This window comes from Agromyces sp. NPDC055658, assembly GCF_053618155.1.
This window is the reverse complement of sequence record NZ_JBSHHD010000065.1, coordinates 1-8,139: the sequence shown is the minus strand read 5'-3', so window position 1 is coordinate 8,139 and position 8,139 is coordinate 1. Positions and strand designations below refer to the sequence as shown.

General features: G+C 72.2%; 8 protein-coding genes. 7 read left to right on the top strand and 1 reads right to left on the bottom strand.

The features are described 5' to 3' along the window. Positions 1 to 56: 56 nt before the first annotated feature. Positions 57 to 542, bottom strand: a complete 486-nt coding sequence (ppa, locus tag ACWGPE_RS18270) for an inorganic diphosphatase (protein WP_231429998.1) — start codon at positions 540 to 542, stop codon at positions 57 to 59. Between the two features lie 82 nt (positions 543 to 624). Here ppa and tilS point away from each other — a divergent pair, with 82 nt between their 5' ends. From tilS to folP, 7 genes are all read left to right on the top strand, one after another. Then, positions 625 to 1,704, top strand: coding sequence for a tRNA lysidine(34) synthetase TilS (tilS, locus tag ACWGPE_RS18265; protein ID WP_452049218.1), 1,080 nt, complete (start codon positions 625 to 627; stop codon positions 1,702 to 1,704). A gap of 23 nt (positions 1,705 to 1,727) precedes the next feature. Beyond that, complete coding sequence (gene hpt / locus ACWGPE_RS18260; protein WP_231430000.1) at positions 1,728 to 2,279, top strand: hypoxanthine phosphoribosyltransferase; 552 nt, start codon at positions 1,728 to 1,730, stop codon at positions 2,277 to 2,279. A 41-nt stretch (positions 2,280 to 2,320) separates the two neighbouring features. Next, positions 2,321 to 4,024, top strand: coding sequence for an MFS transporter (locus tag ACWGPE_RS18255; protein ID WP_231430001.1), 1,704 nt, complete (start codon positions 2,321 to 2,323; stop codon positions 4,022 to 4,024). Between the two features lie 31 nt (positions 4,025 to 4,055). Further along, positions 4,056 to 4,772 carry a DUF2652 domain-containing protein gene (locus ACWGPE_RS18250; protein ID WP_452049217.1) on the top strand — a complete coding sequence of 239 codons (717 nt, stop codon included), beginning with the start codon at positions 4,056 to 4,058 and terminating at the stop codon, positions 4,770 to 4,772. A 65-nt stretch (positions 4,773 to 4,837) separates the two neighbouring features. Next, on the top strand, positions 4,838 to 6,856 hold the full coding sequence (ftsH, locus tag ACWGPE_RS18245; RefSeq protein WP_231430003.1) for an ATP-dependent zinc metalloprotease FtsH: 2,019 nt from the start codon (positions 4,838 to 4,840) through the stop codon (positions 6,854 to 6,856). A 21-nt stretch (positions 6,857 to 6,877) separates the two neighbouring features. Further along, a complete protein-coding gene (gene folE / locus ACWGPE_RS18240; RefSeq protein ID WP_231430004.1) occupies positions 6,878 to 7,471 on the top strand; it encodes a GTP cyclohydrolase I in 594 nt (197 codons plus the stop codon). Further along, positions 7,464 to 8,139: dihydropteroate synthase (gene folP / locus ACWGPE_RS18235; protein ID WP_452049216.1), on the top strand; the 676-nt coding region annotated here is incomplete at its 3' end. The genes folE and folP, both read left to right, overlap by 8 nt.

Below are 8,139 nucleotides of genomic sequence, written 5' to 3'. Positions count from 1 at the left end.
GAGCCGTACGGCTCGCCCCCTTTCGCTGCCCGGATGCCGCGAGGCATCCCGAAGTGTCAGTGACCGGGGAACGCCTCGATCGCCTTCTGGATGAGCGCCTCGGCCTCGGCCGCGTTCGCCCAGCCCTCGGTCTTGACCCACTTGCCGGGCTCGAGGTCCTTGTAGTGCTCGAAGAAGTGCTCGATCTCCTTGCGCGTGAACTCGGGGATCGAGTCGACGTCCTGGATGTGGTTCCAGCGCGGGTCGCCCGCGGGCACCGCGATGACCTTCGCGTCGCCGCCGCCGTCGTCGGTCATGTGGAAGACGCCGACCGGGCGCACCTTGACGCCGACGCCCGGGAAGAGCGGGTACTCGAGCAGCACGAGCACGTCGAGCGGGTCGCCGTCGTCGCCGAGGGTGTTCTCGAAGAAGCCGTAGTCGGTCGGGTAGACGAACCCGGTGTAGAGCACGCGGTCGAGGAAGACCCGGCCGGTCTCGTGGTCGACCTCGTACTTGTTGCGGCTCCCCTTGGGGATCTCGATGACGGCGTTGTACTCGCCCATATGGCTCTCCTTGCGATGGAAGTCTGCGCTGTTGCGACAGCATGGCCGGGCGCTCGGCGCGCGGCGGAATAAGGTTACCCCGATGCCTTCAGACCAGCACATGGATGCCTCCGGCCCACGTCGCCCGCGACTGACCCCGCCGATCGCCGACGTGCGGCGCGCGGTGCGCGCCGCTCTGGGTGGAGGCGCGCCGCCGCAGGCGCCGCGCCCCGAGACCACGACCGGGCAGTCGCTCGTGCTCGTCGCGCTCTCCGGGGGCGCCGACTCGCTCGCGCTCGCCGCGGCCACCGCGTTCGAGGCGCCCCGCGCGGGCCGGTGGGCGGGCGCCGTGATCGTCGACCACGGCCTCCAGCCGGGCTCCGGGGATGTCGCGGAGCGCGCCGCTCGCGCCGCTCGCGAGCTCGGGCTCGACCCGGTCGTCGTGCGCCGGGTCGACGTCACAGCGGGCGCCGGCCCCGAGGCATCCGCCCGTGACGCGCGCTACGCCGCGCTCGACGAGGTCGCCCGCGAGACGGGTGCGGCGCTCGTGCTGCTCGGCCACACGCTCGACGACCAGGCCGAGACCGTGCTGCTCGGCCTCGCCCGCGGGTCGGGGGCGGCGAGCCTGTCGGGCATGGCGCCCGTGACGGGGCGGTACGCGCGGCCGCTGCTCGGCATCCGCCGGGCGACGACGCGTCAGGCCTGCCTCGACGCCGGGCTCGAACCGTGGGACGATCCGCACAACCTCGACCCCGCGTACGCCCGGGTGCGGGTGCGCGAGCAGGTGCTGCCCGTGCTCGAGCGAGAACTCGGCCCCGGCATCGCCGAGGCCCTCGCGCGCACGGCCGAGCAGCTGCGCGAGGACGAGGCGGCGTTCGCCGAGCAGATCGAGGAGTTCATCGAGGAGATCTGCGAACCCGCCGAGGCGGGCATCGCCGTCTCGGCGGCCGCGCTCGGCGCGAACCCGGCGGCGCTGCGGCAGCGCATCATCCGGCACGTGGTCGCGAGCGAGTTCGGGGTGTCGCTCAGCCGGGCGCAGACGCTCGAGGTCGCGCGGCTCGTCACCGACTGGCACGGCCAGGGACCGATCGACCTGCCCGGGGGAGCGCTCGCCACCCGGGCCGGCGGCCATGTGGTCTTCTCCACGACGGGGTCGACCGAGATCATTCCGCACGATCACTGAACCGCGATCGCTAGGATCGACGCATGGATGCGCGCGAGATTCAGGCCGACCTCACCGAGACCCTCGTCACCGAAGCCGAGATCCACGCGAAACTCGCCGAACTCGCCCGCCGCATCGAGGCCGACTACGACGGCAAGGACCTGCTGCTCGTCGGCGTGCTGAAGGGCGCCGTCATGGTCATGGCCGACCTGGCGCGCGAGCTGCGGCCGCACCTCAGCATGGACTGGATGGCCGTCTCGTCGTACGGCGCCGGCACCCAGTCGTCGGGCGTCGTGCGCATCCTGAAGGACCTCGACACCGACCTCACCGGCCGGCACGTGCTCATCGTCGAGGACATCATCGACTCGGGGCTCACGCTCAGCTGGCTGCTCGAGAACCTGCGCTCGCGCGGCGCGGCCTCGGTCGAGATCTGCGCCCTGCTGCGCAAGCCCGACGCGGCCAAGGTCGAGGTCGACGTCAGGTACCTCGGCTTCGACATCCCGAACCAGTTCGTCGTCGGCTACGGGCTCGACTACGCAGAGCGCTACCGCAACCTGCGCGACGTCGCGATCCTCGCCCCGCACGTCTACAGCTGACGGCACTCGACCGCCGGTCGGCCAGGCCCTAGGGTCGTGCCATGGGCGAGCAAGTGCGCCGAAGCCGACTGCGCGACGCCGCCGCCGCCTTCGCGTCGAACGCGCGCAACCCGAATCTCCGGCGTGCCCAGCTGAGCTTCCTCGGTGCATGGACCGCCGAATGGGCGTTCACCGTCGCCCTCGGCATCGTCGCGTACCGCGACGGCGGCGCGGCAGCCCTCGGACTCGTCGGGCTGCTGCGGATGGTGCCGTCGGCGATCTTCGCCCCGCTCCTGTCGCCGATCGCCGACCGAGGGCGGCGCGAACGCGTCCTCATCCTCGTCTCGACCGTGCGCGGCGCCGCGACGGCCGCCGCCGCGGTCGTCGTCGCCGTCGCGGGCCCGACGGCGGTCGTCTACGCGCTCGCCGTCGTGTCGACCGTCGCCGCCACGCTCTACCGGCCCGCGCACTCGGCCCTCCTTCCCTCGCTCTGCAGCACCGGGTACGAACTCGCGAGCGCGAACATGGTGCGCGGGCTGCTCGACTCGGCGGCGACGCTCGTCGGCCCGCTGGTGGCCGCGGTTCTCCTGCAGTTCACCGGGGTCGACGTCGTCTTCGCGGTCGCGGCCGCCGCCTCGTTCGCGGCGGCCGGCCTGCTCGTCGGGCTCCGCTACGAGGCACCGCCGCGACCGGCGGCGCCGAAGCGGCGCAGCCTCGCCGCCGAGGTGGTCGAGGGCGTTCGGGCCGCGACCTCGAACCGCGACCTGCTGCTCATCCTCGGGCTCGCCTCGGCGCAGGCGCTCACCCGGGGCGCGCTCACCGTGCTCTCGGTCGTGGTCGCGATCGAACTGCTCGGCACGGGCGAGCCGGGCGTCGGCGCCCTGATGACGGCCGTCGGGGTCGGCGCGGTGCTCGGTTCGCTCGGCGCCTCGCTGCTCGTCGGCTCGCGGCGCCTCGGCGCGTGGTTCGCGGTCGGGGTCGCGCTCTGGGGGCTGCCGCTGGCGCTCGTCGGACTCGTGCCGCAGCAGTCGGCGGCGCTCGGCCTGCTCGCCTTCATCGGCGTCGGCAACGCCCTGATCGACGTCGCCGGCTTCACGCTCATCGGCAGGCTCGCGCCCGACGAGGTGCTCGCCCGCGTGTTCGGCGTGCTCGAGAGCCTCGTCGCCGTCTTCATCGGCATCGGCGCCGTCGTCGCCTCGACGCTCATCGACCTGACGGGCGTGCAGGCGACGCTCATCTCGATCGGGCTCGTCTGCCCGCTGCTCGCCCTCGCCGCCTGGCGGCGCCTCCGCGGGCTCGACCGCACCGTCGACGTGCTCGACGGCGATGTCGCGCTGCTGCGCCGCGTGCCGATGTTCCGCACGCTGCCCCTGCCGGCCGTCGAGCAGCTCGCCCGCGGGCTCGAGCCGGTCGCCGTCGCCGACGGCGACCCGGTCTTCCGCCAGGGCGATCCGGGCGACCGGTACTACCTGATCGAAGACGGTGCGGCCGACGTCGTCGGCGACGGCCGGGTGGTGGCGTCGCTCGGCCCGGGCGAGGGGTTCGGCGAGATCGCGCTCCTCCGGCGCAGCCGACGCACCGCCACCGTCGTGGCGGTCGGCGCGCTCCGGCTTCGCGCGCTCACCTCGGATCGATTCCTCCCCGTCGTGCTCGGCTACACGCCCAGCGCCCGCCGGGCTGCGGCCGACGCCGACGACCTGCTCGAGCGGTTCGAGCCGCGCGAGCCGTTCGACGATCCGCCCGCGACCCCCGATTCGCGGGGTTGATGCCGCCCCGGATCGATGACAGCCTGTCGACATGGAGTCCGGCCGGGCGGTACTGCTGATCGCCGACATCGGGGGCTACACCGACTACATGAGCTCGCATCGGTTCAGCCTCGCGCACGCCGAGGTGAACACCGCGCGCATGCTCGACAAGATGATCGACGCCGCACCCGGCTACGACCTCATCGAGATCGAGGGCGACGCCGCGTTCCTCTCGCGCCCCGCAGGCGGCCGCGACCACGAATCCGAGGTCGCCGGGGTCCTGCAGGTCGTGGTCGCCATGCACCGGGCCTTCCACCTCGAGCGCCAGAACGTCGCGGCGAACCTCTGCCCGTGCGCGGGCTGCAAGGAGGCCGCCGAGCTCAAGCTCAAGTTCGTCGCGCACGTCGGGGATGTCGCGACCCAGACCATCCGCGACCGGGTCAAGCTCGTCGGCATCGACGTCATCCAAGTGCATCGCATGCTCAAGAACCCCGTCGCCATCTCGGAGTACGTGCTGCTCTCCGACGAGCTCCACCGCGGCGGCGGGAGCGCCCTGCCCGCGGCGGTGCACGAGATCTCGCAGGAGCTCGAGGGCATCGGCACGGTGCGCGCGTACTTCGTCGACGTCGGCGACCTCGACGGCGAGCTCCCGCCGCTGCCGGGGCCATCCGTCCGAGGGCGCCTCGGGCGCACCTTCGCGGCCGCCGGTCTCGGCATGCCGTACCTGCTGGGCCTGCGCCGGAGCCGGCGCGCGACCGCCGCAGGCTGAGCGCTGCGCGCTTTCAGCGAACAGGCAGCCGCCGCCCAGTGGGGCCGAGGTAGCCTTGCAAGATCATGAACATGAAGAAGGTCTTCCGCGGGCCGATCATCTACATCCTGCTCGCGATCGTCGCCGTGTGGATCGGTTCGAGCCTGATCACGGCGTCCGGGTTCAAAGAGGTGTCCACGCAGAAGGGCCTCGAGCTGCTGAGCGACGGCAAGGTCGCCGCCGTGAAGATCGTCGACGGCGAGAACCGGGTCGACCTCACCCTCGCCAAAGAAGACGAGAAGCTCGGCAAGCAGGTGCAGTTCTACTACGTGACGCCGCGCGGCACCGACATCGTCAATGCGGTCGACGATGCGAACCCGAAGGACGGCTACAACGACGAGGTGCCGCAGCCGAACTGGTTCATGTCGATGCTCGGCATCCTGCTGCCGCTCCTCCTGATCGGCGTCTTCTTCTGGATCATGCTGTCGGGCATGCAGGGCGGCGGCAACCGCGTCATGCAGTTCGGCAAGTCGAAGGCGAAGCTCGTCTCGAAGGAGAGCCCGAAGGTCACGTTCGCCGACGTCGCGGGCGCCGACGAGGCCATCGAGGAGCTGCAGGAGATCAAGGACTTCCTGAAGGAGCCGGCGAAGTTCCAGGCCGTCGGGGCGCGCATCCCGAAGGGCGTGCTGCTCTACGGCCCTCCCGGCACCGGCAAGACGCTGCTCGCGCGCGCCGTCGCGGGCGAGGCGGGCGTGCCGTTCTACTCGATCTCGGGTTCCGACTTCGTCGAGATGTTCGTCGGCGTCGGCGCGAGCCGCGTGCGCGACCTGTTCGACCAGGCGAAGCAGAATGCCCCCGCCATCATCTTCGTCGACGAGATCGACGCGGTCGGCCGCCACCGAGGCGCCGGCATGGGCGGCGGGCACGACGAGCGCGAGCAGACGCTCAACCAGCTGCTCGTCGAGATGGACGGCTTCGACCCCAAGACGAACGTCATCATGATCGCGGCGACGAACCGCCCCGACATCCTCGACCCGGCGCTGCTGCGCCCCGGCCGCTTCGACCGCCAGATCGGGGTCGACGCGCCCGACATGAAGGGCCGCCAGCGCATCCTCGAGGTGCACTCGATGGGCAAGCCGCTCGCGAAGGGCGTCGACCTCGAGGTGCTCGCGCGCAAGACCCCGGGCTTCACCGGCGCCGACCTCGCGAACGTGCTCAACGAGGCCGCCCTGCTCACCGCTCGCTCCAACGCGCAGCTCATCGACAACCGGGCCCTCGACGAGGCGGTCGACCGCGTCATCGCCGGCCCGCAGCGTCGCACCCGGGTCATGAAAGACAAGGAGAAGCTCATCACCGCGTACCACGAGGGCGGCCACGCCCTCGCCGCGGCGGCGATGAACTACACCGACCCGGTCACGAAGATCACGATCCTGCCGCGCGGCCGGGCCCTCGGCTACACGATGGTCATGCCGCTCGAAGACAAGTACTCGGTGACCCGCAACGAGCTGCTCGACCAGCTGACGTACGCCATGGGCGGTCGCGTCGCGGAGGAGATCGTCTTCCACGACCCCTCGACCGGCGCCTCGAACGACATCGAGAAGGCGACCGCGACCGCACGCAAGATGGTCACCGAGTACGGCATGTCGGCCAACGTCGGCGCCGTGAAGCTCGGCCAGTCGTCGGGCGAGATGTTCCTCGGCCGCGACATGGGGCACCAGCGCGACTACTCCGAGGGCATCGCCGAGAAGGTCGACGCCGAGGTGCGCACCCTCATCGAGCAGGCGCACGACGAGGCGTGGCAGGTGCTCAACGACAACCGCGACATCCTCGACAAGCTGGCCGCCGAGCTGCTCGAGCACGAGACGCTCGACCACAACCAGATCGCCGAGATCTTCAAGGACGTCAAGAAGCTGCCCGAGCGCCCGCTCTGGCTCTCGAGCGACAACCGCCCGGTGAGCGACCTCCCGCCGATCAGCTTCCCGACCGAGAAGCTGCCGATCGACTCGGGTGCCGTCGACGGCGGCGTCGACTCGGGCGGGGCCCCGAGCGAGGAGCCGGCCGCCGCGCGCGCGCCGCGCTCGAACCCCCGGCCCGCCACCGCGTAGGCCGAGACCGAAGGGCGGCCGATGGCCGGAGTCGACAACGAACGCATCGAGCGGGCCGTGCTCGAGATCCTCCTCGCGATCGGGGAGGATCCGGCGCGTCCCGGGCTCGAGCGCACCCCGCAGCGCGTCGCCGAGGCGTACGCCGACTTCTTCGGCGGCCTCGACGTCGACCCGCTGACGCACCTCGCCGACAGCGTGCCGCTCGGTGCCACCGAGGCCGGCGTGCCCGCGACGAGCGACGCCGTCGTGCTCCGCGACCTGGCGTTCCGCTCGGTGTGCGAACACCACCTCCTGCCGTTCGTCGGCACCGCCCACGTGGCCTACCTGCCCGGCGAACGGGTCGTCGGCCTCGGCCGCATCCCCGCCGTCGTCGACACGCTCGCCCGCCGGCCGCAGCTGCAGGAGCGCCTGACCGAGGAGATCGCCGACACCCTCGTCGCCGGCCTCGACCCGAAGGGCGTGCTCGTCGTGCTCGACGCGCAGCACCGCTGCGTGACGACTCGAGGGTCGCGCCAGGAGCGCAGCTCGACCGTCACGATCGCGAGCCGCGGCGCACTCGCCGAGCCGGCGGCGCGGGCCGAGATCATCGCACTCATCGGGGCGCACGATGGGTGAGCAGCGACCCGGCCTCCGGGCCACTCGACCGGCGGCGGCCGTGCAGGTGATGGGCGTCGTCAACGTCACGCCCGACTCGTTCAGCGACGGGGGGCGATGGTTCGACGCCGAATCGGCGATCGCCCACGGCATCGAGCTCGTGGCGCAGGGCGCCGACCTCGTCGACGTCGGCGGCGAGTCGACGAGGCCCGGCGCGTCACGGGTCGAGCCCGATGAGGAGCTCCGCCGCGTGGTGCCCGTCATCCGCGGGCTCACGGAACGAGGCATCCGGGTGAGCGTCGACACGATGCGCGCCGCGACCGCCCTCGCTGCGGTCGAGGCCGGCGCCGAGATCATCAACGACGTGTCCGCCGGCCTCGCCGACGAGGGCATGGCGCGCGTGGCCGCCGAGACCGGGGCCCGCTACGTGGCGATGCACTGGCGAGGGCACTCCGACCGCATGGACTCGCTCGCCGAGTACGACGACGTCGCCGCCGAGGTGCGCGACGAGCTCTCGGCGCGGGGGGGCCCCCCCCGGGGCGGGGGGGGGGGCGCCGCGCGGGCCCCCCCCCCCCCCCGGCGCCGGGGCCCCAAACCCCCTGAAGCGGATGCCCCAACGGCCCCCCCCCACCCGGCACCCAACCGGCCCAAACAACCACCCCGAGCCGCAAAAGAACACCAAGCCCAAA